The 26184-nt window shown below is 59.9% G+C and carries 20 protein-coding genes and 1 tRNA gene; 5 read left to right on the forward strand and 16 right to left on the reverse strand.

Annotated elements, in window-relative coordinates; genetic code table 11:
- Positions 1-11 precede the first annotated feature (11 nt).
- Together ASD70_RS07465 and ASD70_RS07470 are read left to right on the forward strand one after the other, a co-directional pair.
- Complete coding sequence (locus tag ASD70_RS07465; protein WP_236708692.1) at positions 12-2396, forward strand: hybrid sensor histidine kinase/response regulator; 2385 nt, start codon at positions 12-14, stop codon at positions 2394-2396.
- Between the two features lies 1 nt (position 2397).
- Entirely contained in the window at positions 2398-4746 is a 2349-nt protein-coding gene (locus tag ASD70_RS07470; RefSeq protein WP_056846080.1) for a TonB-dependent receptor, read from the forward strand.
- On the opposite strand, the gene ASD70_RS07475 is transcribed toward ASD70_RS07470, so the two are convergent.
- Positions 4730-5815, reverse strand: coding sequence for a sensor domain-containing diguanylate cyclase (locus ASD70_RS07475; RefSeq protein WP_056846081.1), 1086 nt, complete (start codon positions 5813-5815; stop codon positions 4730-4732). The genes ASD70_RS07470 and ASD70_RS07475 overlap by 17 nt on opposite strands.
- A gap of 431 nt (positions 5816-6246) precedes the next feature.
- Positions 6247-7035 (reverse strand): hypothetical protein, encoded by a 789-nt coding sequence (locus ASD70_RS07480; RefSeq protein WP_056846082.1) that lies wholly within the window; start codon positions 7033-7035, stop codon positions 6247-6249.
- A 1677-nt stretch (positions 7036-8712) separates the two neighbouring features.
- Between ASD70_RS07480 and ASD70_RS07485 the strand changes: the two genes are divergently transcribed.
- A complete protein-coding gene (locus ASD70_RS07485; protein WP_056846083.1) occupies positions 8713-9012 on the forward strand; it encodes a hypothetical protein in 300 nt (99 codons plus the stop codon).
- Here the strand turns inward: ASD70_RS07485 and ASD70_RS29935 are convergent.
- From ASD70_RS29935 to ASD70_RS07515, 6 genes are all read right to left on the reverse strand, one after another.
- Positions 8951-9175 carry a DUF2165 family protein gene (locus ASD70_RS29935; RefSeq protein WP_082561417.1) on the reverse strand — a complete coding sequence of 75 codons (225 nt, stop codon included), beginning with the start codon at positions 9173-9175 and terminating at the stop codon, positions 8951-8953. The two genes, ASD70_RS07485 and ASD70_RS29935, sit on opposite strands and share 62 nt — an antisense overlap.
- Positions 9176-9288: 113 nt before the next feature.
- Positions 9289-9364, reverse strand: a tRNA-Gly gene (locus ASD70_RS07495).
- 60 nt (positions 9365-9424) lie between these two features.
- On the reverse strand, positions 9425-9985 hold the full coding sequence (gene pgsA, locus ASD70_RS07500) for a CDP-diacylglycerol--glycerol-3-phosphate 3-phosphatidyltransferase (protein WP_034119069.1): 561 nt from the start codon (positions 9983-9985) through the stop codon (positions 9425-9427).
- 32 nt (positions 9986-10017) lie between these two features.
- Entirely contained in the window at positions 10018-11841 is a 1824-nt protein-coding gene (gene uvrC / locus ASD70_RS07505) for an excinuclease ABC subunit UvrC (protein WP_043050236.1), read from the reverse strand.
- Between the two features lies 1 nt (position 11842).
- On the reverse strand, positions 11843-12484 hold the full coding sequence (gene gacA, locus ASD70_RS07510) for a response regulator transcription factor GacA (RefSeq protein ID WP_003190387.1): 642 nt from the start codon (positions 12482-12484) through the stop codon (positions 11843-11845).
- 151 nt (positions 12485-12635) lie between these two features.
- Complete coding sequence (locus tag ASD70_RS07515) at positions 12636-13001, reverse strand: helix-turn-helix domain-containing protein (RefSeq protein WP_046072006.1); 366 nt, start codon at positions 12999-13001, stop codon at positions 12636-12638.
- An 82-nt stretch (positions 13002-13083) separates the two neighbouring features.
- Here ASD70_RS07515 and ASD70_RS07520 point away from each other — a divergent pair, with 82 nt between their 5' ends.
- Complete coding sequence (locus ASD70_RS07520; RefSeq protein WP_046072005.1) at positions 13084-13323, forward strand: DNA-binding protein; 240 nt, start codon at positions 13084-13086, stop codon at positions 13321-13323.
- Positions 13324-13358: 35 nt separating this feature from the next.
- On the opposite strand, the gene ASD70_RS07525 is transcribed toward ASD70_RS07520, so the two are convergent.
- Positions 13359-13805: a GNAT family N-acetyltransferase gene (locus ASD70_RS07525; RefSeq protein WP_046072004.1), complete on the reverse strand. Its 447-nt coding sequence runs from the start codon at positions 13803-13805 to the stop codon at positions 13359-13361.
- A complete protein-coding gene (locus ASD70_RS07530) occupies positions 13806-14555 on the reverse strand; it encodes a carbon-nitrogen hydrolase family protein (protein WP_056846085.1) in 750 nt (249 codons plus the stop codon).
- A 617-nt stretch (positions 14556-15172) separates the two neighbouring features.
- On the opposite strand from ASD70_RS07530, the gene ASD70_RS07535 reads away from it, so the two are divergent.
- Positions 15173-16255 carry a 3-deoxy-7-phosphoheptulonate synthase gene (locus tag ASD70_RS07535; protein WP_056846086.1) on the forward strand — a complete coding sequence of 361 codons (1083 nt, stop codon included), beginning with the start codon at positions 15173-15175 and terminating at the stop codon, positions 16253-16255.
- Positions 16256-16481: 226 nt separating this feature from the next.
- Here the strand turns inward: ASD70_RS07535 and ASD70_RS07540 are convergent, their stop codons facing one another.
- The 6 genes from ASD70_RS07540 to ASD70_RS07565 form a co-directional block, all read right to left on the reverse strand.
- Positions 16482-16904 carry a chemotaxis protein CheY gene (locus tag ASD70_RS07540; RefSeq protein WP_056846087.1) on the reverse strand — a complete coding sequence of 141 codons (423 nt, stop codon included), beginning with the start codon at positions 16902-16904 and terminating at the stop codon, positions 16482-16484.
- 134 nt (positions 16905-17038) lie between these two features.
- Complete coding sequence (locus ASD70_RS07545; RefSeq protein WP_177342313.1) at positions 17039-20653, reverse strand: transporter substrate-binding domain-containing protein; 3615 nt, start codon at positions 20651-20653, stop codon at positions 17039-17041.
- Position 20654: 1 nt separating this feature from the next.
- Complete coding sequence (locus ASD70_RS07550; protein WP_046072000.1) at positions 20655-21281, reverse strand: response regulator transcription factor; 627 nt, start codon at positions 21279-21281, stop codon at positions 20655-20657.
- 289 nt (positions 21282-21570) lie between these two features.
- Positions 21571-22287 carry an MgtC/SapB family protein gene (locus tag ASD70_RS07555; protein ID WP_043050227.1) on the reverse strand — a complete coding sequence of 239 codons (717 nt, stop codon included), beginning with the start codon at positions 22285-22287 and terminating at the stop codon, positions 21571-21573.
- Positions 22288-22416: 129 nt separating this feature from the next.
- Positions 22417-25122: a magnesium-translocating P-type ATPase gene (gene mgtA / locus ASD70_RS07560; RefSeq protein WP_056846088.1), complete on the reverse strand. Its 2706-nt coding sequence runs from the start codon at positions 25120-25122 to the stop codon at positions 22417-22419.
- Positions 25123-25683: 561 nt separating this feature from the next.
- Complete coding sequence (locus ASD70_RS07565) at positions 25684-26028, reverse strand: FKBP-type peptidyl-prolyl cis-trans isomerase (protein ID WP_056846089.1); 345 nt, start codon at positions 26026-26028, stop codon at positions 25684-25686.
- Positions 26029-26184: the final 156 nt, after the last annotated feature.

Genomic DNA, 26184 nt, shown 5'->3' on the forward strand with positions numbered 1-26184 from the left:
TTCTACAGCTCATGTTACTGACGCTTGCGTTGTTATCCGCAGGCCTGCTGCGCGCCGCCCCTGTGCAAAGTTGCCAGGCCGAGCAGCTGGACCTGATGCCCACGCTGCAAGTTTTCGAGGATACCCAGGCCAGCCTGAGCCTGGACGAAGTGGCTGGATTGCCCGCAGCGCGTTTCAACACCCCGACCCCAGACTGGCCGCCCCAAGGCTATAGCCGCTCCGCGTTCTGGTTAAAAATGCAGCTCACCAATTCAAGCGATGCGGCCTGTTCGCGCCTGCTGGTGGTTGGGGCGCCGCGCCTGGAGGACATCCGCGTCTATCAGTCCACCGGCGGACGTTGGAGTGATATGCATGCGGGAAGCGCTCACCCCCTGGCCGAATGGCCCCAGCTACCTGCGCGCCAGCCGGCGTTCCCGGTCTCGCTGGCGGCGCGGGAAAGCGTCACGGTGTTCGTCCGAGTGGCGAGCAATTTCCAAATACTGCTGGAACCTCAACTGTGGTCCGAACCGGCGCTGCTGCGCAGTCAGCAACAGACCTACCTGAGCGATGGACTCACCCTCGGCATTGTCCTGCTGGTCGTGCCGTTCGGCCTGATCGTCGGCTGGATCCTGCGCTCCCGATTGCTGACCGTGAACGCAGGCGCGGTGCTGAGCTACATCCTGCTCACCTGCATTCTGAACGGCTACCTGGTCTATTGGCCCACCGCACTGGGCTGGACACGCGAGTTGCTGACCTGCGCCAGCGCGGTCTCGTTCGTTCTGTTTCTGGCCTACATGCGCGTGTTGTTGCAGGTGTCCCGCCTGCCCCGCATCATTGGCTGGAGCTATTGGGTGCCGCTGTCGGACTGCATCCTCGGCCGACTCTGGTGGCTGAAAGTCGATGCAGTCCAGGGCGCGCAGCTGGTCCAAGTATCGCTGATGAGCTTCTACGCAGTGCTGCTCGCGACATTATTCATGGCCTGGCGCCGGCGCCTGAGCTACAGCTGGATGGCCTGGCTGGTGCCAGGGCTCTTGCTGGGCCAATTGCTGATGCGGATTTTCTTCCCTCAGGAACAGCTGCCCTGGCAGTCTGCGCAAAGCAAATACAGCCTATCGTCCACGTTGGCAGGCGTGGCGTTGCTGGTGTGCACTTTAATCATGGAAGTGGCCCGCAGCCGCGACCGCGAGAAGCACGCGCTGTCCAGCCTCGAACAACAGCGCCAGGCCGAGCACGAACGCCTGGAAAGGACCGTTGCACTGCGCACCGCGCAATTGCGCGACTCCCTCGCGGCTCGCAGTGCGTTGATGGCGCGAATCAGCCACGACCTGCGCTCGCCGCTGGTACGCATTATCGACTACGCGCGCCTGATGCACGCCGGGCCAAACCGCGACTACCCAGCCACAATCGAACGCAATGCCCGCCAGCAGCTGGAGCTGATCGATGAGATGCTCGAATTCTCCCGTGGCGAGCTGGAGCAAATGCAACTGGCCCTCGCGCCGGGGTATTTGTACGGTTTCCTCAAGGAGATCGTCGACGAAGGCGGCTTTCTCGCCGCGCGTCAGGGCAACAGCTTCGAAGCGGTGCTGGCCGATGACCTGCCGCCACTGGTCGAGGCCGACTTCAAACGCCTTCGGCAAATTCTCATGAACCTGCTGGCTAACGCGGCAAAATTCACCCACAACGGCCAGATCCGTTTCGAAGTGAGCGGTTACCCGGGGGCAAACGCCGATGAGGTGGAATTGCGTTTCAGCGTGATCGACACCGGCATCGGCGTTGATCCGCAAGAGTTCGAACAACTGCTGCAACCCTTCCGCCGCGGCCGCAATGCGCAGCGCTACGACGGCAGCGGGCTGGGCTTGTCGATCGTCACCCAACTGCTGGAGCGCATGGACAGCCGGCTCGAACCCCAGGCCACCGAGCAAGGCGGCAGCCACTTCAGTTTTCGCCTGCGGCTCAGATGCGCTGAGGAACAAGACCTGGAACTCGGCCTCGTCGACAACTACGCCACGCCGCTCGATGGCCAGGGCAAGCACGTTCTGCTGGTCGATGACGTCGAGCAGAACAGCGAGTGGCTGTATGACCTGCTGGCCGGCTACGGTTTTGACGTGAGCATGGCGGCGAACGGCGAAGACGCCTTGGCCTGCCTGGCCAGACAATCGGTCGACCTGCTGATCAGCGACCAGATGATGCCCGGCATGGACGGCTGGGAACTGTTGCGGCAAGTACGCGAGCGCTGGGGCCACTTGCCGGTGATGCTGTATTCCGCGGTCCCGCCACGCCGGCCGCAGGATTATCCAGACAATCTGGTATTCGATGCAGTACTGCTCAAGCCCGTCGATAGCCGAGAATTGCTGGCTTGGGTCAAGATGCTGGCCTGCACGGATACAGTGCGCCGCGCAATGGCTCGGGAGTTCTAGCATGCCGGGCTCGGGTTATCGGCTGCTCTTGCTTTGCCTTGCGGCTTGGCCCTGGGCGTCGGTGAATGCCGGACAACAGGCGCCCAGCACCCTCACGCTCGACGACACGACCGTCACCGCCCGACGCCGCGAGGAAGCCCCACAAGACGTGCCGATTCCGATGAGCGTGCTTTACGGCGAGCAACTGGACGAGACCGGCCTGCATCGGCTTCAGGACATCCAACAACGGGTGCCCGGCCTGGTGGTGTCCGGTCACGATGCGCGGTTCGCCGGGTTCGGCCTGCGCGGCTTCGGCGCCACCGCCTACAACGATGGCCTGGAAGGCAGCGTTGGCACCTACGTCGACGGCGTTTACCAGGCGCGCCAGGGCATGGCCTTCACTGAATTGATGGACATCGAACGCCTCGAAATTCTGCGCGGGCCACAGGGCACCCTGTTCGGCAAGAACACCACCGCCGGGGCACTGAACATCATCACCCGCCAGCCGACCTTTCAACCCGAGGCCAACTTTGAAGCACGCTACGGCGAGCACGGTTTGCGGGAATATCGCGGGGCGATTTCCGGCCCCCTGCAGGACGACGTATTGGCCGGGCGCCTGAACGTCTTCAACAGTTCGGTCGATGGTTCAGTGGACAATCTGCAAGATGGCACCCGCCTCGGCGACGCCGACAGCCAGGGCCTGCGTGGGCAATTATTGTGGACGCCAAACCCGGACTTCAGCGCGCGCCTGATCGCCGACCATGCCGAGCAAAACGAGGCCGGCAACGTGCTGCTGGTCAATCACTACAGTGACCAGACTCGTCAGCGCGCCAAGTTCCTCGGCTATCCGCTGGCAGAACCCGCCCCTTACAAGCGCGAGACCCGCATTGACGCGCCGGGGCGTCCGCACACCTTGCAGAGCGGTGTCTCACTGGAGTTGAACTGGGACCTCGACGCGGCGCTGCGCTTGACCAGCATCACCGCCTACCGCGACTGGGACTACCGCGCCGCTCGCGACGGCGACAGCACTGCGCTATCGGTGGCCGAGTCCGAAACCGAGCTGGGTCACCGCCAGTTCAGCCAGGAATGGCGCCTGTCCGGCACCGCCGGCTCGTCCATCGACTATGTCGCCGGGCTCTATTATTTGCGTCAGCAGCTCGACCGTAAGATCGACGTCGAATTCGGCAAGGACGCCGCGCCCTGGTTCGTCGGCGATCAACTGGAACCGCTGAAAAAACTCTACGGCATCAACTTCACCGATCCAAAGCAGGTGCCGGCCATGCTGCTCGAAGGCGCCCGACAACGTTACGACGGCGAGCAAAGGGGCGACAGCCGGGCCATTTTCGGCCAGCTTTCCTGGCGCCCGATTGACGCGCTGGAACTCACCGGCGGCCTGCGCTACAGCCAGGATCGCAAAGACGGCTGGGTCTCCCGCGACGTCAGCAACCTCGCCCCGCTAAATGGCTTGCCCGCGGTTTTCCAAGCGGGAGGGCAATTGTTGCGCGGCATCGCCCTGGGCGGTGGTTATTACCGTGAAGATGCGATTGAAGAGCACAACGTCTCAAGTTTGCTCAGTGCCAGCTACCGCTTCAATGATGCCGTGATGGGCTATGTCAGCGGGTCGCGGGGGTACAAGGCCGGCGGCATCAATTTCGATGTGGTTGGCCCGTTCACCGCCCCTACTTTCGAGCCGGAGCGCGCCACGTCTCTGGAACTGGGCATTAAAACGCGCTTCTGGGACGAGCGCGCGATGCTCGACCTCGCCGTCTACCAGGCCGACGTCGACAACTATCAAGCGCTGACCTATAGCCCGCCGACATCGCTATTCGCGCCCCCGCTGCGCGACAACCTGATCAACGTCGGCAAAGTCCGCCTGCGCGGCATCGAACTGGATTCCGCCTGGCAACTGCAGCCTCAACTCACCTGGCGCCTGGGCCTGGCCTGGAGCGATGCGCGCTACCGCAGCTTCCCCAACGCGCCATGCCCACCCGCCTCGGGCCAATGGACCTGCGACCTCAGTGGCGATCGCCTCTACAACGCGCCGCAATGGAACCTCAGCAGCAGCCTCGACCACAGCCACCCGCTGCCGCATGGGCTGGAAGCCTACAGCGGCATCGATTACAGCTTCAGGTCCGGCTACTACGGCACCCTCGAAGGCGGCGAAGGCAGTTATCAACCCAGCTACAGCCTCACCCATCTGCGCCTGGGGCTGCGCAGCCAGGACCGTGCCTGGGAGGTGGAAGGCTGGGTGCGCAACCTCTTCGATCGCCACTACATCACCGCCGTGTATTCACTGCTCGGCGCCGGTGACTACGGCGTCATGACCGGCAGCGAACGCACCCTCGGCACCACCGTCAGGCTTCGCTATTGAGCGAAATGAACCGCGTCGGACAAAACGCCAAACGGTTACCGCCGGCCTTTTTCGACAGGTACATGGCCTGATCCGCCTTGCTGATCAACCCATCGATCTCCACCCCATGCTCAGGATAAAACGCCACCCCGATACTCGCCGCAATCTCAACCGTCTGCGCGCCAATCACAATCGGGGCATTGGCCGCCTGCAGCATCCGCTTGAGCAAAGGCTCGCTGTCTTCCACGGCCTGTAAACCTACCAGCCCCGCCACAAACTCATCGCCCCCCAGCCGCGCCAGCGTATCGCCTTCACGCAACGTCGCATTGATCCGTGCCGCGACAATCTCCAGGACCCGATCGCCCCAATCATGCCCATAACTGTCGTTAAGCGCCTTGAACCCATCGAGGTCAATAAACGCGATGGCCACTTTCTGCTGATGCAGACGCGCCTTGCCCAGCGCCTGGCGCATCCGCTCGGCCAACAGCAGCCGATTGGGCAATTGCGTGAGCGCGTCATACCGGGCATCACGCTCCAGCAACTGGAGGCGCTGCTTCATCTGCGTCACATCGCTGAACAGCGCTACATAGTGCTGCACATTCCCGTGCCGGTCATGCACCGCACTGATGCTGATACGGGAGGTCATCTCCCGGCCGTTCTTATGGCTGCTTTGGATCTCACCGGACCAATGCCCGTGGAAATCCAGCGCGTTCTTCATTGGCGTATAAAACGTCGCGAGCCGACGCACCAGGCGATGGGCATTCAACTCCCGCCCCAGCACTTCGTCCTGCCCGTAGCCGGTGAGCCGGGTGAACGCCTCGTTCACCGCGATAACCCGGCCGAACGGGTCGACGAGGATAATGCCGTCGCGCGCGTGGCTGAACACGGTGGCGGCCAACTCCGGGCACAGGCTGTTGAGGCGACGGTCGTAAGCGCCTTCGTCACGGCTGGTCGGCCAGGTGTTGGAATCGAAGCCTTGCTGGGCCAGGTAGGAGACCAGCAAAGAGAGCGACTTGTGCAGACGGGTCAGTGCATGCGTGGCGAGCCTGGAGTTCAGGCAGTAGGGACGGATGAAGGTGCGCAGGTTCATGGTACGCGGTGCTCGGTTGCAGCGGCAGGGTTGAGTGAAGGGCGATTATCGAGGTGCAGACCTGCCAAGGCCTTTGCGCGAACGGATGAGAGCTTTGCGGGAGGGGATGAATTGAAAAAAGATTATCTTCGGTGTCAGCCGGGGCTGTCAGTCACTGGGCGAGCCTATTATGGTTTCGACATCTCCCGTTGCAACTCCGGCTTTCAGCGCAGTACATCCCTGCGCCCCGGCCGGTTCAATCATAAGGAGCAGTTGGTGCGTTACTACCGTTGCTTGTCGGGACAGGCTCGTGAAGCGGTGCGCTGCCAGACGTTTGCGCGCAGAGTTAATGCCACGCCGATAGCCGCCAAAAGCTGATTGCCTCGTACCGCTTCACGGCGGCTGGCTAGGCCCCCGCGTCCGCCCTGCCCGCGGCGGGGGCCAGGCAGGCACTACTGCCGCACGCTCGCCAGTAACCCAAGAAACAGCTTGTGATCCAACGGCGGCGTCACATCAGCATAGATCACCTTCAACACCGCGCTGTCGTTGGCGCCGGAGTCTCGCACCAGATCCTTCTGCAGCAGGAAGCGCTGGTGGGCCAATTTGAGGTGGGCGACGCGGTAGGCATCGTCCGCCACCTCGGTGTCGGCATAGTGAAAGTGCGCATACCAGAGCACGTGCGGCTGGTGCTTTTCCCGAACTGAAAATTCAGCGACGTAGTCACCACTGGCAGTGGGTTGGCGCCGATGCACCAAATTGATATCGACCTTGCGGTGGGTCCACAGGTAGTCAACATTTTCCTGGGACGGGCGTTGCGCCTTGTAGCCTGTGCTGCGGTAATCGCGCCCTTCTTCGAGTAGGCTGGCAACCTCGCTACTGTACTCGCCGAGCAACGCCGCCACACCGGGCTTGTCCGCGTGGGCCGCTTCAATTTCCTGGATGATCGCGTTGAGCTTATTGGCTTGTTGCGTGAGCATGACCTCCCAATCCCTCGGGTCGACGTGTTCGCGGCGTGTCGGATCCTGCAGTTTTTTCATCTGGAAATGGATCGAGCGCCGAATGTCCTGTTTTTGCGCGGTCAGTTGATCGGCGGCACGCTTCAAATTTGCCAATGAGCGTTGGGGCGGCACAGACGTCGGCCTTCCTGGGCTGGCGACCACCAACTCCTTCCACACCCCCTCGCTAGGATGCTCGACAAAACTGGCAACCGCTTGTTGATTGAACGGGTCGAGAATCTCCATGATCACCACCTGCTCAGCCGATTGCGTCGCTCGGGCATCGCCGATCAACGTACCGCGTCGCTGGGTTTTAAAGGCCCGGTGGCTGGAACGCCTGGACGCTCGAAGTGAAGGTGCGCGGGTTGGCACGGCGATGCCCGCTTTCCCCCGCCCACCCCGCGACTGGAACAACGAAGACGTGACCTTCAATCTCGCGCGTCGCTTGGCCCCCAGAGTGCGATGGCCAGTAGAAATAGACCTGGAGTCACGCACCGCGCCCTGAATACAAGCCATCAACCGAAGCAGCCTTAATACGATGACCGGCTCCCGCGAGTACGAATGGGCGCGCTTTGCCATCCCCGAGAACCGCCCCACACCCAAGCGTGCAGACGGCACCGCGTACCAACTTCTGCCACTATTCGAATGGCGCGTCTCCCGCCACTGGGACAGCGAACGGCGAAGAATATCGATTCGAAAACGACCTGGAACGGGGTGAAACTCACGTCACCGACAGCCTTGGCCGCCTGATCGAGACGCGTGACCCATTGGGGCGTAGCGAACACATCCGCTACCTGCGGCACTGGGCCTTGCCTGTCGAAGTCACCGACACTGCCGGGCGTACCTATCGCTCCAGCTACGATGCCCAGGGCAACCTGCTCTGGGAAGAAGATCCGCTGGTTGCGAGCACATTCACTATCGGGATGACGCCCGCGGCTGCCTCATCGAAAGCCATCACCCGGACCTCTCAGGCACTGCATAGGACCCGATCTGCGGTAGCGTCCCCCTCATCGCGTGTTTTCCACCTCCATTGAAAGATCGCTCCTACATCTTTGCCAAGCACTTCCGACGGCCCCATCTGAAATACCCAACAGTCACGAAAAATAACGAGCTCTTTTCCAAAATAAACGTTATGTATTCAGTTGTACTGGGCAAGAAGCCCACGTCTCCATTCACCTCATGAAGAATCAGGATCATGCCAAGTACTCCACACTCTCCCACACTGCGTACTGCCCCCGGTACATCCCTGCACCCCCACCAGCTCACTCGAGAGGAAGAGCAACTGGTGCGCAACTACCGTTGCTTGTCGGAACAGGATCGTGAAGCGGTGCGATGCCTGATGTTTGCGGTCAGGGAAACCAGCGGGTCCGAATGCCCTCACCCATAAAAAGTGACGCCGTCATGGGGCGGCGGACGATGAAGTATCTGCGGGGTTGGATACGTTGCCGGGAGCCTGTCGCCAACACCCTCCCGTCCAGAAGTCGATAACCGTTGCGAGCCGTTCCTTGCTCCTTGTGTAACTCCCTGTCTTTTTTTGCCCCGTTCACGATGCGGGCTCGCTGGGTATAAACACGACGCTCACCTAGCCCAATTTCTATGCCGCAAAGCCCCGTTGGTTGAACATGACAACGCGCTCATTTCAATCAGACATGGGCCGTTTCCATAGCTTGATCAATCAGCGTCCGCCGCGTGACCGATAAGCAACAACGGGCCGCTAAACCCTGCTGTAGCTGATTTCCTACAGCTCCAGAAATATCTGCCGTGGGTTCCGTCTCGATTTCGTCCAAGTGATTGTGGGAGCAATTACGTGTTCCTAGACTCCGCAGCCGTAGGGCAAATCCCTGTCCCTTCGAAGATTCGAACAAGCGGCATGTAGCAAAACTCCCTGCTCGCTGCCGCCGCCACTCGCAAGGAGCCACACCCGTGACCAGAACCTCAACCACTCTCTTACTGTTTGTACTGGCCAGCCTGCTAACAGGCTGCTCCACCACCCCCAATGTTCTGCAGATGCACAAAGTCACCGCCGAGGCGATCGGCCTCGCTTCAACGGATGAGCTGACCATGGGCCCAGTGACCAAAGGCAAGGAAGACTTCCTAGGTGGTGCTGAACTGACGTTTAAAGCCACGACAGCAAAGGGACGCGTATTCAACTGCTCGACATTCATGACCCCGGGCATCCTGCTTGAGCCGCCGACGTACTCGCGCCTGACCTGCACGAAGTAAGCCCGACATCCGGTGCGGGCATCGCGTGCGACATGACGACCCTGCCGGAGAAAGTGGCGTCCAGGCTCAGTAATTGCTGGTCGAAGTTGACATTTGAGGTGCTGGCGGTGAGGTTATTGAACACCGCCAGCGCGGCGAAGGCCGCTGACAGTAAGATGCCCATTACTGCCGGAACGAGCGTTTTGCTCCAACAACAAAAAAGACGCCAAAGCGTCTATTTCACAAATCGCGGGCAAAAAAAAGCCACTCGTTAGAGTGGCTTTTTTCTTTAATGCTTGGAGCGGGAAACGAGACTCGAACTCGCGACCCCGACCTTGGCAAGGTCGTGCTCTACCAACTGAGCTATTCCCGCTTGGTGATGCGCATTGTATAGAATCCTCAGCACCCGTCAAGCCCTTGATTCAAAAAAGTTTTATTTCTTTTCAACGGTGGTACGTAGGTGGGGCCAGGCGGCGCGCAGGTATTGGAGCATGGACCACAGGGTCAAGCCGGCGGCGATCAGCAGCAAGGCGTAGCCCGTAAGGACCCAGAACGAGAAGTCCGATGGGTTGGCCAGCAGGATGACCAGCGCGAGCATCTGCGCGGCGGTTTTCCATTTGCCCATGTTCGACACGGCGACGTGAGCGCGGGCGCCGATTTCGGCCATCCATTCGCGCAGGGCCGAGACGACGATCTCGCGACCGATGATCACCGCAGCCGGCAGGGTCAGCCACAGGTTGCCGTGCTCCTGCACCAGTAGCACCAGGGCGACGGCCACCATGAGCTTGTCGGCCACCGGGTCGAGGAACGCGCCAAAGGGCGTGCTCTGTTCCAGGCGGCGGGCCAGGTAGCCGTCGAGCCAGTCGGTGGCGGCTGCGAAGGCGAACACGGAGCTTGAGGCTACATAGCTCCATTCATACGGCAAATAAAACAACAATATGAAAATCGGGATAAGCAGGACGCGTAGAACGGTAATCAGATTAGGGATATTCATCGGCACAACTGGCTACGAGGTGAGAAGGCATTCTATTCGCTGTGCAGGTTTGCATAAATCAGCTCAGCGAGCTTTTTACTGATACCGGGTGCTTTGGCTATCTCGTCAATGCTGGCACGGGACAGCTCCTGCAAGCCACCAAAATGTTTAAGCAAGTCGCGACGCCGTGTCGGACCTACCCCGGCAACCCCTTCCAGGGTTGAGGTTCGCCGGGTTTTGCCACGCCGCGCCCGGTGGCCGGTAATGGCGAAACGGTGGGCTTCGTCGCGGATCTGTTGAATCAGGTGCAGCGCGGGTGAGTCGCCCTTCAAAGTGAACTCATGGGCGGCATCATTCAAGTACAACGTCTCGAAACCGGCCTTGCGCGTGGTGCCCTTGGCCACGCCGAGCAGGATCAGGTCGGGCACGGCCAATTCGTTGAGCACGTCTCGCGCCATGGATAACTGGCCCTTGCCGCCGTCTACCAGCAGGATATCGGGCAGCTTGCCCTCCCCGTCCTTTAATTTGCTGAAACGCCGCGTGAGGGCCTGGTGCATCGCCGCGTAATCGTCCCCGGCGGTAACGCCTTCGATGTTGTAGCGCCGGTAGTCGGATTTGATCGGCCCTTCCGGCCCGAACACCACGCAAGAGGCGACCGTGGCCTCACCGCTGGAGTGGCTGATGTCGTAGCATTCCAGGCGCTGGGGCGGCTCGTCCAGGTTGAGGACCTCGGCCAAGGCTTCGAAGCGTGCGGCAACGTGCTGTCGATTGGCCAGGCGTGCGCCCAGGGCCTGTTCGGCGTTGGTCACCGCCAATTGCTGCCAGCGCGCGCGGGTGCCGCGTACGCGATGGCTGATGTCCAGCTCACGGCCGCGCAGCTCGTGGATGGCCTCGATCAAGGTGGGAAAGTCTTCATGTACCACGTTGACGATCAGCTCCGACGGCAGGTCGCGCTCGGGGCTGCTGACATAGTACTGACCAAGGAACGCGGCCATCACCTCAGCGACGTCTTCGTCGATACCGGTCTGCGGGAAGAAGTTCTTGCTGCCTAGCACCCGGCCAGCGCGCACGCTGATCAGGTGCACGCAGGCACCACCCGGGTTGACGAAGGCGGCGATCACATCGACGTCGCCGGTGCCGCCTTCCATGCTTTGCTGGTCCTGGACCCGGCGCAGCAAAGAGATCTGGTCGCGCAGTTCGGCGGCCTTCTCGAAATCCAGAGTGCTGGCGGCTTGCTCCATGGCCACGGACAGCTCATCGGTGAGCGCATTGCTGCGCCCTTCGAGGAACATCACCGAGTGGCGCACATCCTCGGCGTACTCTGCCGGTTCCACCAAGCCTACGCAGGGCGCCTTGCAGCGCTTGATCTGGTATTGCAGGCACGGCCGCGTGCGGTTCTTGTAGAAGCTGTCTTCGCACTGGCGCACAAAAAAGGTTTTTTGCAGCAGGCTCAGGCTTTCACGAATCGCGCCCGCGCTGGGATAGGGGCCGAAGTACTTGCCCTTCTGCTTCTTCGCCCCACGGTGAATGCTCAGGCGTGGGAAATCGCCGTCCGATAGAAACACATAGGGATAGGATTTATCGTCGCGCAGCAGGATGTTGTAGGGCGGCCGCCATTCCTTGATCAGCGTCTGCTCAAGCAGCAGCGCCTCGGTTTCATTGGCGGTGATGGTGGTTTCCACCTGGGCGATGCGCGCCACCAAAGCGGCGGTTTTCGGCGCCAGGCCGGTCTTGCGGAAGTAGCTCGCCAGACGGTTCTTCAGGTTCTTGGCTTTGCCCACGTACAGCAGGCGTGCCTCGCTGTCGAACATGCGATACACGCCGGGGCGGCCACTGCAGGTCGAGAGAAAGGCACTTGGATCAAACGGTGTGGTCATGTCAGGCGCTGGCGTCCACCATGCCGTGGCGCACCGCGAGCAGGGTCAATTCAACATCACTGCTGATGGCGAGCTTCTCGAAGATACGATAGCGGTAGGTGTTGACGGTCTTGGGCGACAGGCACAGCTTGTCGGAGATCGTCTGCACCTTCTGGCAACCGACGATCATCAGGGCAATCTGGATTTCCCGCTCCGACAGCGCATCGAACGGCGAATCGCTGGTGGGCTGGAAAGACTTGATGGCCAATTGCTGGGCAATCTGCGGGCTGATATAGCGTTGGCCGGCAAACACCAGGCGAATGGCTTGCACCATCTCCGCCAGGCCCGCGCCTTTAGTGAGATAACCGGCTGCACCGGCCTGCAAGAGGCGAGTCGGAAACGGGTCTTCCTCGCACACCGTCACCACCACGACCTTGATGTCGGGATGGCTGCGCAATAATTTGGTCGTGGCGCCCAGGCCGCCGATGCCCGGCATCTTGACGTCCATCAACACCACATCGGGTTTCAACTCTCGGGCCTTGATCAGGGATTCCTCCCCGGACTCGGCCTGGCCGACTACTTGCAGGCCGTCGATGTCAGCCAGCATTCGTGTAATGCCTGTACGAACGAGATCATGGTCATCGACTACTAGCACCCTAATCAAGCAGACACCTCGCGATATGGTCTTATAGATTGCTGAACACCTTAGCAAAAAACCAAGGCGCAGACCTAGGTGCAAGTGGCATATATATAGAGTTTTGACGCGCTGCGGCTGTTTGCCGGGAGGCAAACAGCGTTGTTTCCTGGGTGAAAGGTCAGGAATCCGGGGCGGTAGGCTTGGATTTTCCGTTCAATACGGATGAATGCTCGGCCAATGTGCTGGTCAAGCGACGGATTGCATCCTGGTCTTCCTTGAACATGGCGCGGTAGTTACCCAATACTTTTTCTTCGACCTGGCTGAGGTTATCCAGTTGGATTGGCGTTGGGCTGCCGGTCAACACGTAAAGGAGGTCCACACCTCTTTCGGCGACACGAGACAGATAGTCGGCCTTGGGTGCACGACCGCCATTTTCATATTTGCCTTGTGCGTTGGCTTCCACGCCTCCTATTTCACCAAAAACTTTCTGCGACAGGCCAAGCCGCTCTCTTTCTTGCCTTAAGCGCGAACCGATTCCACTCATTTGGATGTATGATCCTAGATTGGCACACCCCAAGAGGTGACACACCATCACTTCGTTAAACAAACTTGAACGGTTTTGAACTATGCCCGGTATCCGCACTGCTGCACAAGCCAAGGCTTGGCTTGAACACCAAGGAAAGTCAGTTCAAGCGTTTGCCCGGGAGCATGGCGTGGACCCGGCAACCACCTATCAAGTGCTCGCTGGGCGAAAAAAGGGACGGCGTGGAGAGGCCCATAAGGTGGCGGTCCTGTTGGGCATGAAAGAAGGGATTATCGTGGATGAGCCCGAAGCTCGAACCCAAGATCAGCAAGGCGTTAACTGACAGCAGTATGCGCTTATTCGCACGGCGTGACTGTTTTAGTCCGAGGTGAGTGCCCGACACTCACGCTCCATGCGCCAGAAGCAGTCCTCTTCACCCACGATACTCAACCCCTGGCGCTGATACAGCCCTCTTGCCGGGTTGGTCTTGAATACCGTCAAGCGTAACAAGCCCAGGCCCTCGGTATGTGTCTTGAGCGCCATCTGCTCCAGCACCCAACTGCCCGCCCCCTGCTTGCGGCAGCGCTCCAGCATGTGCAGCTCGCGGATATACAGAGCTTTCTCGTCGCGACTCAGGCTGACAAACCCCATTACGCCATCATCGTTGCACACCAGCCAGTTTTCGCGACCCGCCCATGCAGTATCGAAGCCGGCGTTGGACCACAACAAGCCGTACTGCAGGTAATAGCGGTTCATGGCTTCATAGGTGAGGCTTCGGGCAAAGGGCAGGTCTTGGTCCGTCGCCTGGCGCAAGTGAAACGTCATTCAGAGGGCTACCACTTGGCCAGTCCACAACCCGCCTTCGCGACGGGCGATCACCAACGCGTCGCCGACACCGGGCGCAGCGGCAAGCAAATTGCCATCTGCGCTCCAGACCGCACTGCGGCCTGCGCAAGCCCAGCCTCCCGAAGGGCCACCATGATTAGCCATCAGTACCAGCATGCCATGCTCAGCCGCATAGCCTTGAAGCAGCGCGCTGTCCGCCGCGTACCCACCCTCGCTGACCAGCACGCCGGCGGCATATACCGTGGCGCCCGATTCCGCCGCCAGGCGTGGGTGACTGGCGTGGGAAAAGTCCGCACACACCGCCAGCGCAATGCGCTCATCTTCCCATCCCAGAATCTCGCCACCCTGCCCGGCCGTAAATGCCAGCTCTTCTCCAGAGTGCAGATGCTGCTTGGTGTAGACGCCAATTGAACCGTCCGCTCCCAGCACGAGCGCACCAATCAGTACACCCGCTTGTGGCGCCAGCTGCACCGGCATGCCCACCACAGCTGTCAAACGCAACTCCCGCGCCATTTCACGCAACGGAGCCAATACGTCACTCTCGGGGGCGATAGCCAGGTCCGCCGCCAGGAATGGTTCATAGCCCGTCAACGACAGTTCCGGAAACACCAACCATTGCACACCGTGCTCGGCCGCAGCCTGCATCATGACCAGGTGCCGTTGGATATTGGCCGCAACATCGCCCGCAATGGAAAGGGTTTGCGCCGCAGCAAGGGTCAAGGCAGTCATGGTCGCGTCCTGGCAATCATTGTTTAAGTGTCATCAGCATATCGGCACACACCCATAGTCGTAAGTCCCCCACGCAATAGAAATTACTGATTGAATCCAACCGTACGCCTCTAGTAAGCTCCCCCCAACATTTGGAGAGCTACTCATGTTGCAACTCACCCACACTCAGGTTTGCCCTGCTGCCAGCGCCTTGCGCTCGGTGTCGGCTACCCGCGTGAACGGTTCGAGCGCACTGGCTGGCTTTTATTTTGGGTATTGGTTTAGCCACTGGCGCGCCTGATACCTGAAATCGGCGCCCACTACTCAAGGGGTCGCCTACCAGAGAAATCTAAACCCCCGGTCGGCTCCCCGACCGGGGGTTTTGTTTTTTCAGCCTCTTTTTATTTTGTTTGATCAAGAACTTAAAGGAACCGCGCCATGAACTACACCACTTATTACCGCTACGACACTTGCACTGCATGGCGATTTAGCCAGCTCCGTTCGGGACAGCCTGCCGCCTCCGACCGGTCACCTCTTGGTGGCAAGCCAACACGTACAGCCGATACGGCCAATTGTCGAACACCCCAGTAGGCCAAGCGTGCGGGAATCACCCGCCGCTTGCCCAGGAAGCCTTGAATATGAACTCCTCCGTCGCCGCTTTGCCCGTCTCTGCCCTGAACAGCGCCAATGAAGCCTTGACCCTGCGCCTGCCCAGCTCCCTGGAGCTCAAGCATCAGTTGCCCCTCAGCCCGTTCCTCAATGAACAGATCCACGCACATCGCCAAGCTACGCGCGCCATCCTCAATGGCGAAGACTCACGCTTACTGGTGATTGTCGGACCGTGCTCGATCCACGATCCGGAATCTGCCATGGAATACGCACGCAACCTGAAGAAGCTCGCGCTTGAAGTCAGCGACCAGATGCTGCTGGTAATCCGTGCCTACGTCGAAAAACCCCGCACCACCATCGGTTGGAAAGGCCTGGCCTACGATCCGCACCTGGATGGCAGCGATGACATGGCCGCCGGCTTGAGGCTCTCGCGTGAGCTGATGCGCGAAATGCTGCGCCTGGGCCTGCCGGTCGCTACCGAGCTGCTGCAACCCATGGCCGCCGGCTACTTCGATGACCTGCTCAGTTGGGTCGCGATTGGTGCACGCACCACTGAGTCGCAGATCCACCGCGAGATGGCCAGCGGGCTGGGCATGCCTGTGGGTTTCAAGAACGGAACCGACGGGGGCGTCGCGATTGCCTGTGATGCGATGCGCTCCGCCTCACACCCCCACCGCCACTTCGGCGTCGACAGCCAGGGCCATCCGGCGATCATCCAGACCCCGGGCAACCCCGACACCCACTTGGTGCTGCGCGGCGGTCATCGTGGGCCGAACTACGATGCGCAAAGCGTCGCCCATATCAAGCATGACCTGGCCAAGTCCAAGGTGGCTGCGCGGATCATGGTCGATTGCAGCCATGCCAACAGCGGCAAGGACCCGTTGCGTCAACCGGCAGTATTCAACGAGGTACTGGAACAGCGCTTGCAGGGCGATACATCGCTGATCGGCATGATGCTTGAAAGCCACCTGTTCGAGGGTTGCCAGCCGTTGAGCGCGTCGATGAAATACGGCGTATCGGTGACCGATGGTTGCCTGGGGTGGGACGCTACCGAGCAGCTGCTGCGCACTGCGGCAGAGCGCTTGCGCGAACACCACAAAACAGCAGATTGACGCAGGACAAAATGTGAGGCTTGCCCTGATGTCAGTCAGTTAGAGCTTTTTGTAGGGAGAGCTTGCTCGCGAAAAACTTACCGGCGCCGCGTTCATTCAGAAAGCCCGCGTTATCGTTGACGTTTTTTCGCGAGCAAGCTCGCTCCTACAGGACGCGCCAGCAGATTGCCGATCTGGAGCGTGGCCATCGCTTGACCAGCCCCAAGGGCATCGCGCCGAAGTGGGACTAGGCCCCGGCCACCGGCATACGGGACAACTCCCGCAGCCACGGCAATACCCGCAGGCCTTGACTGGCCTCGGGTGGGTCGATGATGTCCATGAAGTGTTCGAGCCTGAGGTTATCCGGCACCCCGGGCAGGCGTACCCGCAGCCCTGGCATTAGGCCCGTGGGCGTATTCGATTGCGGGTGGTCATAGACCAATACATGGCGCACCTGGGCCTGAGGCTCACAGATAGGGGTCATCAGCCTCGCGTTGATGATCAGTACGTCGAAGGGCTCCGCCGGAATGGCGGTCAGGATCTGCACCTCCTCAAGCGTTTGCACCGGCACAATCCGGTAATACCCCAACTGGTTGAGCATTTTCTCGATGTATAAACGTTGCAGATGCTGCTCATCGGCAATCAGGATGGTCAGTGCTTTGTTCGGCATGGCAAACCCCTGGACAGGCTGTGCTCGGCAGTGAGCGCGACCCATTTTCCAGACATATGCCGACGACAAAATCAGGCATATTCCCCGTTCACGTAGGAGTTCTCCCAAATTCTCCGAATGGTGATCCACCGCAGTCAAGGCTGATTGCAATAAACGCTCAGGCCATGATGCAAGGTATCAATCGCTTCACCCACTTCCTCGACCGTCGGCCCCAATGACTGACGGTCCTGCTGTTCACACACCTGTTCCAATGCCTCACAACAGCTGATCAACCCGTGAGCCTTGACCATCCGAGCGCCGCCTTTGGCGCGATGGGCCAGATCGTGGAGCTTGGCGAAGTCTGCGTGGCTTTGCAGCGGGGCCAGCAAGGCACGATCAGCCTTCAGACTCTCGAGCAACGGCTCCAGCAACTCGATAAGCGCGGGGCGGTCATCACCTGTCAACACAATCAGCGAACTTAAGTCAAAAGCCGCCAGGTGCAGGGCAGCAGGCTCGGTCGCGCGCGTCGCCAACGCTGATCGCAAATCGTCAAGCCCGGTAGGCTTGAAGAGACAGCCATCCATGCCTGCTTGCCGACAGCGTTCGGTTTCTTCCGGTTGTGCGTTGGCGGTGAACCCCAACAGCAGGCAAGGCGACAATCCCCGCTCGCGTTCTTGTGCACGGATATCCTGTGCCAACTGATAGCCGTTCTTGTAGGGCATATTGCAATCGGTAATGACGCAATCGAACTGACCACTGCGCCACTGTTCGAGCCCCTGTACACCATCCTCGGCGGTGATGATACGGTGCCCGAGGAAGCTCAATTGCCGGGCCAGCAACAAACGGTTGGCCGGATAGTCATCGACCACCAGGATGCTCAGCGCGCGGTTCGGGGGGGCCAAGTCTTCCATTGGCGCAGCGTGCGCGGGCACTCTATTGGTCATGGCCAATGCCAACGTCACATCCACCCGGGTGCCCTGCCCCAGCACACTGTTCAAATGCAGTTGGCCACCCATCATTTCGCACAAATTGCGGCTGATCACCAAGCCCAGCCCAGAACCGCTGCGCGCCGACTGCTCGTTGTTGCTGCCCTGGATAAAGAGGCTGAACAATCGCTGCTGGTCTTGGACACTGATACCAATGCCAGTGTCCTGCACCCACAACTGCAAGCGCAATCGCTCGCCTTCCAGGCCTGCCTTGGCCCCAAGTGTTACCTGGCCATTGGCCGTGAATTTAATCGCATTGCTCAGCAGGTTCGACACCACCTGCTTGAAGCGTAGCGGGTCGACCAGCACCACCCGATCAATCAATGGGTCAAGTTCCACCTGCAGCGCCAGCCCCTTGGCCCGCGCCAACCCTTCGAACACACGTGCCAGCGATGCCAGCAGTTCTTGCAGGTTGGCTGGTTCAAGGGCCAGGGACAAATGCCCAGCCTCGATTCGCGCGATATCGAGAATATCGCCGATCAATTCCAGCATGCCGCGCGAGGCCACCGATGCCACCTCCAGCGCATCACGGTCGGCGCGCCCCTGCTCGGCATTTTTCAGAGCCAGCTCGATCATGCCGATCACGGCATTCATTGGCGTCCGAATCTCATGGCTCATGGTTGCCAGAAAGGTCGTCTTGGCCCGGCTGGCAGCGTCGGCATCGTCCTTGGCTTCCTGCAACTGGCGAAGCAAGCGCTGCCGCTCGCTCACATCCACCCACCCGGCAATCATGCCCACCACCTTATCGTCGCCATCGCGGTACGGCAGCATCCACTGGTAAATCGTCAGGATCTCGCCACTGGGCACCTTGAGTATCCGATCATGAATCTGCGGCTCGCCACCGGCCATCAGGCGCAGATAATCCTCATGAAACGACTGGGCCTGGGGCAGGTTGCTGGTGTCGGTTTCCACCACGGTCCTGCCGATCACGTCTTCGAGCTTGTACCCAAAAACGTCGAGATAAGCGTTATTGCAGGCCATCAGCCGCCCTTGGCGGTCGCGCACATAAATCGGGTGCGGGGTTCCGTCAATCAATACGCTCATGAAACGCATCTGGTCGCTCAACGCCCGCTCGGCCTGTACGCGCTTATGAATCAGGCTGCGCAGATAGATGACCCAACCCAGCGTGATCACCAGCAAAAGTGCTGCCAGCCCGAAGCCCTGGAGGATGACGTTGCGATGGCGCAACCAATAGCTGTCCTCGATGATGATCTCATTGCGCCAATGCCCGATCAGCTCGTCCATTTCTTGCGGCGTGATGCTCAGCAGCGCCTTGTCCAGGATCGAATAAAGCTCCAATTGACTGCGATTGACCCCGAATGTCACGCGTGCCGGCTCGGTGCCGACAGTGCTGGCGATACGCAAACGGTCGCGATAATCCCGGGCTATCACATAGCGCGCGCTGATCAGCGAGTTTACCGCGCCGTCGGCGTCGCCTTTGGCCACCAACGCCATGGCTTGCTCCGGATTTTCCACATCCACAAACGCGATGCCGGGAAAATTCTGCGCGATCTCATCGTGCAGGCCGTTGCCGGTTACCATTGCCAGGCGTTTGCCGAGCATATCTTCCAGGGTGGCCGGGCTGTAGTCTCCGCCACGTGTCACCAGCACAAAGGGGTTGGTGAGGTAGGGACGGGTAAACCGCACCTTCTCGGCGCGCTCGACACTGGGGGTCACGACCGCCAGCATATCCGCCGTGCCCGCATTGACGATATTGATCTGGCGCGGTAACGAGGTGCCCGGCACCACATCGAACTTCAAGCCGGTACGCAAGCTGATACGCGCCAACACCTCAGCACTCAACCCTTCGAACTGCCCTTGATCATTGATGAATGACAGCGGCAGGAAGTTGTTCAGCACTGCGACCTTGACCCGTGGATGCTTCTGCACCCAGCGTTGCTCACTGGCACTCAGTTGCAACCGATCAACGCCGACGATACCGAGGTTGCCCCCACTCCAACGACGCAGGATTTCCATCTGCTCACTGGCAGGAATCGCCTCCAGCGCGGCGTTGAGGATGGGCAATAGACGTGTATTGTCCCGAGCCACGGCGAAGGCAAACGGGTTGACTTCCAGGGTCGAAAAATCGGCCATGCGCACATTATTGAGGTGGTTACGGTTGATCAGGTAATTGGTGCTGATGGCGTCCCCCAGATACACATCGGCACGACCAAATGCCACGGCGCCGATGGCTTCGAAGGTCGACGCAAACAGCTCCAACTGGGCATCGGGGTAAAAGGCGCGTACAGCGTCGGGCTGCATGTAGTGGTACAGCATCGCCACACGCTTGCCCGCCAGGTCGTCACTCAACACCTGGCTTTCACCGGTGCGGGTGACCAGGGTCGGTTGATCATTGGCGTAGGAGCGAGACAGATGCAGTTGCGGGTCGGTCGCTTCGTAGCCGTTGGCAGACCCGAGAAAATCCACGGCCCCCTGTTTGAGGGCTTCGATCACTTCATCCCGGGTGTCGTAGCGCCGGACTTCGACGGCGATATGCAGAGCCTGGCCGATCAGTGCGGCAAAATCGGCAGTTATGCCTTCGAGTTCGTGGTTGTTATTGGTCAGGTCAAAAGGCGCGTAATCGGGGGCGGAAACCCCCATCAACAGCGTGCGCCGCTCGCGCAGCCAACGCCAATCTGCCTCGTCCAGTGTCACTTCGGGGGTTTCAATATGAGAATGCCCCAGCAGTCGCAAAGCGTGGGGCTCGTCAAGGGCCACCGCGATCAGGGGTAACAGGCTCATCCAAAGGATCGTGGCGAACCTCGTAAACGCGGTGGTGATCATTTCAGATCAGATGGTTGCGCTGGGCAAACTTGGATAAATGCACTACCGAGGACATACGCAACTTCTCCTTGAGTCGAGTCTTGTAAGTGCTGATGGTCTTGTGGCTCAACAGCATCTGCTCGGCAATTTCCTTGTTGCCCAGCCCCAGGGCCAGTTTTTGCAGTACGGTCAATTCACGGTCAGACAGGCATTCGATCATCTGTCGCTCCGTTTCTTGCAAGTCGTCACGGCGTACCGAGCTGGTCGGCAAACTGGGGAAGCAACTGTAGCCCGACATGATCGCCTTAATGGCCTTTTGTAACTCGTCCAACTCGCCGGTCTTGGCCACAAACCCCATGGCTCCGGCGCGCATGCAGCGGGTGGAAAAGAACACCGCAAGATAAGAGGTGAGCACCAAGATGCGGCACGGCAGGCCCTGGGTCTTGATGCGGTGGATCACTTCCAGCCCACCCAGCTTTGGCATCGCCAGGTCGAGGATGATCAAATCTGGGCGCTGTTCCCTTGCCAACTGCATGGCATCTGCACCATCACCTGCCTGATAGATGTTGTCGAACCCTTCCAACTGCAGCAGATGCTTGACCGTTGCACGGATAAACGGATGGTCGTCCACAATTAATGCTTTGCTCATAAACTTCCCTATACGGACAAAATACCCTTACACATCACATCGGACCTGGGTACCTGTGAGAAATAACAGTTCCGACCAACGGCACTGCGCAAACTCAGGAAGATAACCAAGCGATGCCTGGCCCATTCAATCGCAACACCACACGCACAGCAGCCGGGCCTTGTGGGCCCTCCAGCTGTAAGTGCCCAACCTTAACAATGCATAAATATTTAGATTGAAGGGATAATCCTGACTACTTGTAGGATTTTTCCACGATCAAGTTTAGCCACCCGCGGCATATCCATAACGCTCAGTCGGTGGTACTCGGGCTCCAGAATGCCTGTACCACCAGAGTCGAGGTCGAGATGCGCGCCACCAGCGCATCCAGCTCGTCGCCATCGACTGACGTCGCCGCCAGGGTGGCCTCGATTTCCACTTCTTCGCTGCCGAACGGTCGCACGTCGACATCGCTGGCCGGGTAGTTGCAGCGGGCCAACTCGGCTTCCAGCAACACCATCACCGCCTGTTGCTGACTGCGCCGCGCAATCACATAGAGGATGTTGGTAACCTCCGCCGACACCACGTCCAACGGCTGGCGGTTGATGTTATTGACGATCGGCCGCAGCAAGGTGTTGGCCGCCAGCACAAATAACGTGCCCAGCAACGCCTCAAGGATCAGGTCGGCGCCGGCACAGGCACCCACTGCCGCCGAGGCCCAAAGGGTGGCGGCGGTATTGAGCCCGCGCACATTGCCTTCTTCACGCATGATCACGCCGGCGCCGAGGAAGCCGATGCCCGACACTACGTAGGCGACCACGCGTACTGCGCCTTCCGCGCCGCCCAGGCGGTTGGCCATGTCGACAAAAATTGCCGCGCCGACCGCCACCAGTACGTTGGTGCGCAAGCCAGCGGTGCGCTGGCGGTACTGGCGCTCGAAGCCGATCAGGCCCCCGAGGATAAACGCCGCACTGAGGCTGACTACCGTGTCGACCAGGGAGTTGAGGTTGATGTTGTTGATTGCCTGCATAAAAAGATCTCCATGACCTGATGACCTGTAGAAGCGAGCTTGCTCGCGAAAAACCTGAGGGCGGCGCGGTCCGTCAGAAGGCCCGCGTCATCGTTAACGATTCTCGCAGGCAAGCCCGCTCCTACAGGGTTATTGCCAGCCGAACCGGCGGATATAAAAGCCCTTCACCGCCTGGGTCAGCGCCATGTACGCCAGCAGAATCACCGGCAAAAATACGAAATACAGCGACGGCAGCGCCTGCAATTTGAAGTAGTGCGCCAGCGGCCCCATCGGCAGAAAAATCCCGACGGCCATGATCACCCCGGTCATCAGCATCAACGGCAGCGCCGCGCGGCTTTGCAGGAAGGGGATTTTCGGGGTACGGATCATGTGCACGATCAGGGTCTGGGTCAGCAGCCCCACCACGAACCAGCCGGATTGGAACAGGGTCTGGTGGTCCGGGGTGTTGGCATCAAACACATACCACATGAGTGCGAACGTGGTGATGTCGAAGATCGAGCTGATCGGCCCGAAAAACAGCATGAAGCGCCCCACCTCCCCTGGCTGCCAGCGTTGCGGTGTGGCGAGCATTTCGTCATCGACGTTATCGAACGGAATCGCAATCTGGGAGATGTCATACAGCAGGTTCTGCACCAGCAAATGCATCGGCAGCATCGGCAGGAACGGGATGAACGCGCTGGCCACCAGCACCGAGAACACGTTGCCGAAGTTGGAGCTGGCCGTCATCTTGATGTACTTGAGCATATTGGCGAAGGTACGCCGACCTTCCAGCACGCCCTCCTCCAGAATCATCAGGCTCTTTTCCAGCAGGATGATGTCAGCGGCTTCCTTGGCGATGTCCACCGCGCTGTCCACCGAAATACCGATATCGGCCGTGCGCAATGCCGGGGCGTCGTTGATGCCGTCGCCCATAAACCCCACCACATGCCCATTGACCTTGAGCAGGCGCACGATGCGCTCCTTGTGGCTGGGCGTGAGCTTGGCAAACACATTGGTGGTTTCCACGGCCTGGGCCAGTTCGGCGTCGTCCATGGCTTCGATATCGTTGCCCATCAGCAGGCCTTGTTGCTCCAGGCCCACTTCAAGGCAGATCTTCGCCGTGACCAGTTCGTTGTCACCGGTCAGCACTTTCACCGCTACCCCATGGGCTTTCAGGGCCTTGAGGGCGGGTGCGGTGCTTTCCTTGGGCGGGTCGAGAAACGCCACGTAGCCGATCAGGGTCAGGTTGTTTTCATCCGCCAGGCTGTAGGTGTCACGCCCGGCCGGCATCGGCTGCGCCGCCACCGCCACCACACGCAGCCCTTCTTCGTTAAAGGCCGCGGTCACTTGGCGAATGCGCGCCAGTAGTTCTTCGCTCAGAGCTTCATTGACGTCGCCGTGGCGCACGCTGGTGCACACCGACAAGATCTCCTCCACCGCACCTTTGCAGATCAACAGGTGCGGCCGGTCCTGCTCGGCCACCACCACTGACATGCGGCGGCGGTTGAAGTCGAAGGGGATCTCATCGACCTTATGGAACGCGGTGCCGACTTTCAGCTCGCGATGGATTTCCACGTGCTCAAGCACCGCCACGTCCAGCAGGTTTTTCAGGCCGGTCTGGTAGTAGCTGTTGAGGTAGGCCATTTCCAGTACGTCGTCGGACTCCTCACCCCACACGTCCACATGGCGCGCCAGGAATATCTTGTCCTGGGTCAGCGTGCCGGTCTTGTCGGTGCACAGCACGTCCATGGCGCCGAAGTTCTGGATCGCGTCCAGGCGCTTGACGATGACCTTCTTGCGCGACAGGAATACCGCGCCCTTGGCCAAGGTCGAGGTGACGATCATCGGCAGCATTTCGGGGGTCAGGCCGACGGCGATCGACAGCGCAAACAACAGCGCCTCGGTCCAATCGCCCTTGGTGAAACCGTTGATGAACAACACCAGCGGCGCCATCACGAACATAAAGCGGATCAGCAACCAGCTGACCTTGTTGACCCCGTGCTGGAACGAAGTGGTCGCGCGATCAGTGGCCGTGACACGTTGGGCCAACGCACCGAAATAGGTATTGTTGCCGGTAGCCAGGACCACCGCAGTAGCGGCGCCGGACACCACGTTGGTGCCCATGAACAGGATGTTCTCCAACTCCAGCGGGTTGCGGGTATGGGCATCCTGCTGGTGGGTGAATTTCTCCACCGGCATGGATTCACCGGTCATCGCCGCCTGGCTGACGAACAGGTCCTTGGCGCTGAGCACGCGGCAGTCAGCGGGAATCATGTCACCGGCCGACAATACAATCAGGTCGCCCGGCACCAGTTGCTTGATCGGCAGTTCAATACGCTTGGCGGCATCGCGGCGCAGTACGGTGGCGGTGTTGCTCACCATGGCCTTCAAGGCGTCGGCCGCCTTGTTCGACTTGGCCTCCTGCCAAAAGCGCAACAGGGTCGACAGCACCACCATGGAAAAAATCACCGTGGCGGCCTTCATGTCCTCGGTCAGCCAGGAGATCACTGCCAGCAACGTCAGCAGCAGGTTGAACGGGTTCTTGTAGCAGTGCCACAGGTGCACCCACCACGGCAGCGGCTGCTCATGCTCGACTTCGTTGAGGCCGTATTGCACACGCAGGGCGTCGGCCTCCTGGATAGTGAGCCCCGCCGAATGACTGCCCAGCACACCCAGCAACTGCACGGCACTGCCATTGGCCGCAGCCACCAGGGTGTGCGCCAGGTTTGGCGGGACTTCGCGGCTGACGCTGGCGTCGGTCACGGTTTCGAGCATTGCCAGCCGGCGAAAATGCCGGGCGATATGCCGGGTCCGCAGGAAGCCGGCGAAGAACTCTTTGAGCAGCGTGAGGTTCATGGTGTTACTCCTGCGCGAGGAAAACCCGTCGTGCAGGTACTGCCCATCCGCACCGCGCCCGTCACACAGGCACAGCCGAACCTGGCCCGCCCACCGTAAAAAAGGCAGGCGCGTCCGTAGCATCCGAGGTTACCCAGATGCTGGTCAGCGTCGATGAGAGGGATTCAGGCAGGCGCCAGGACTGGTCACTGCCGGGATGCCGCTTCTCGCTTTGTGAGGCGAGACAACGGCATCTGGAACATGCGCGTTATCTTGCCAAGTATGCGCCGGTTAGCGAGACCGGCCGACAACTGTCACTCGAACAAGTACCCACTGAGGGTCTCCGCTATTGATGAAAACGCGCGAAGCTTACGCCGCGATCTGAGCGGAGTAAACCGTAGGAAAGTTACCGCGTGAGGAATAAGAAGATTCTTCAGGATGGGTTCAGGAATTGTATTTTTGAAACCACTGAAGTTTGGATGTGAGAGGGGCTTGCTCCCGATAGCAGAGTGTCAGCCAATGATGTGATGACTGATGCAACGCCATCGGGAGCAAGCCCCCTCCCACCCTTATAGGCGCTACTCAGTCATCCCGGGTCAGCACTTCCAGCAACTCGATCTCAAAGCGCAAGTCGCTGTTGGGCTTGATATGCGCGCCCATGGAGCGCTCGCCGTAGGCCAGGTGCGCCGGTACATGCAACGTGCGTACACCGCCGACTTGCATCCCTATCAACCCCTGGTCCCAGCCTTTGATCACGCGACCGGTGCCAATCACGCACTGGAACGGCTTGCCCCGCTCCCACGAAGAATCGAACACGGTGCCATCCTTCAGGGTGCCGGTGTATTGGGTCGTGATCAGCGCGCCCTTGACCACGGTTTTTCCAGTGCCCGGGCGGATGTCGGTGATCTGCAGTTCGTCGTTGCTCATAGGGGGCTCGTTGAAGGCGTGAAAGGCTGAGGTTTTCCCAGAATCGGCTGGGTTTGGCAAGTGTAGGAACAGTCGGAACAATGACATCTCTCTTTAACTTGAAGGACGTTTCCGAGAGAATCCCAACCGCTTGCGCCGCTCACATTGCGTGGCTAG

Source organism: Pseudomonas sp. Root569, from assembly GCF_001427465.1.
GTDB classification, from domain to species: domain Bacteria; phylum Pseudomonadota; class Gammaproteobacteria; order Pseudomonadales; family Pseudomonadaceae; genus Aquipseudomonas; species Aquipseudomonas synxantha.